The organism is Agrobacterium sp. CFBP2214 (assembly GCF_030209895.1).
Lineage (GTDB): Bacteria > Pseudomonadota > Alphaproteobacteria > Rhizobiales > Rhizobiaceae > Agrobacterium > Agrobacterium radiobacter.
Genome location: NZ_JARVRC010000012.1, coordinates 1 through 1098 on the forward strand (window position 1 = coordinate 1; position 1098 = coordinate 1098).

A 1098-nucleotide genomic window follows, 5' to 3' on the forward strand; every position below is an offset into this window, starting at 1 on the left:
CCTCCAGTCAGTGTTACCTAACCTTCAACCTGCCCATGGATAGATCGCCCGGTTTCGGGTCTATTCCCAGCGACTAGACGCCCTATTAAGACTCGCTTTCGCTACGCCTCCCCTATTCGGTTAAGCTCGCCACTGAAAATAAGTCGCTGACCCATTATACAAAAGGTACGCAGTCACCTAACAAGTAGGCTCCCACTGCTTGTACGCATACGGTTTCAGGATCTATTTCACTCCCCTCTCCGGGGTTCTTTTCGCCTTTCCCTCACGGTACTAGTTCACTATCGGTCAGTCAGTAGTATTTAGCCTTGGAGGATGGTCCCCCCATATTCAGACAAAGTTTCTCGTGCTCCGTCCTACTCGATTTCATTGCAAAGAGATTTTCGCGTACAGGGCTATCACCCACTATGGCCGCACTTTCCAGAGCGTTCCGCTAATCTCAAAGCCACTTAAGGGCTAGTCCCCGTTCGCTCGCCACTACTAAGGGAATCTCGGTTGATTTCTTTTCCTCAGGGTACTTAGATGTTTCAGTTCCCCTGGTTCGCCTCTTGCACCTATGTATTCAGTACAAGATAACCATCTTATGATGGCTGGGTTCCCCCATTCAGACATCTCCGGATCAAAGTCTGTTTGCCGACTCCCCGAAGCTTTTCGCAGGCTACCACGTCTTTCATCGCCTCTGACTGCCAAGGCATCCACCGTATGCGCTTCTTCACTTGACCATATAACCCCAAGCAATCTGGTTATACTGTGAAGACGACATTCGCCGAAAATTCGAATTTCTCAATTAAGAGAACTCACAAATTTTACCTTAGCCTGATCACCACCAGTGAAAGTGGCCATCAGTCTATCTTTCTATCACATACCCAAATTTTTAAAGAACGATCTAGTCAAAGACTAGAAATCAACATTCACGCACCCTTCAATCTCTCGGGGTGGAATGCTCATTTCTAAGCTTTCAAACAGAAGCAGTAAGTGGTGGAGCCAAGCGGGATCGAACCGCTGACCTCCTGCGTGCAAGGCAGGCGCTCTCCCAGCTGAGCTATGGCCCCGTATCCGGGTGTCGTACGCGCTCTGACCAACTTCACCAGGTAACTGGTG

The 1098-nt window shown here is 49.3% G+C and carries 1 tRNA gene and 1 rRNA gene; both read right to left on the bottom strand.

The features are described from left to right. A 23S ribosomal RNA gene (locus QRN60_RS23660) occupies window positions 1-719 on the bottom strand; the annotation flags it as partial. A gap of 254 nt (window positions 720-973) precedes the next feature. Beyond that, window positions 974-1049, bottom strand: a tRNA-Ala gene (locus QRN60_RS23665). Window positions 1050-1098 lie beyond the last annotated feature (49 nt).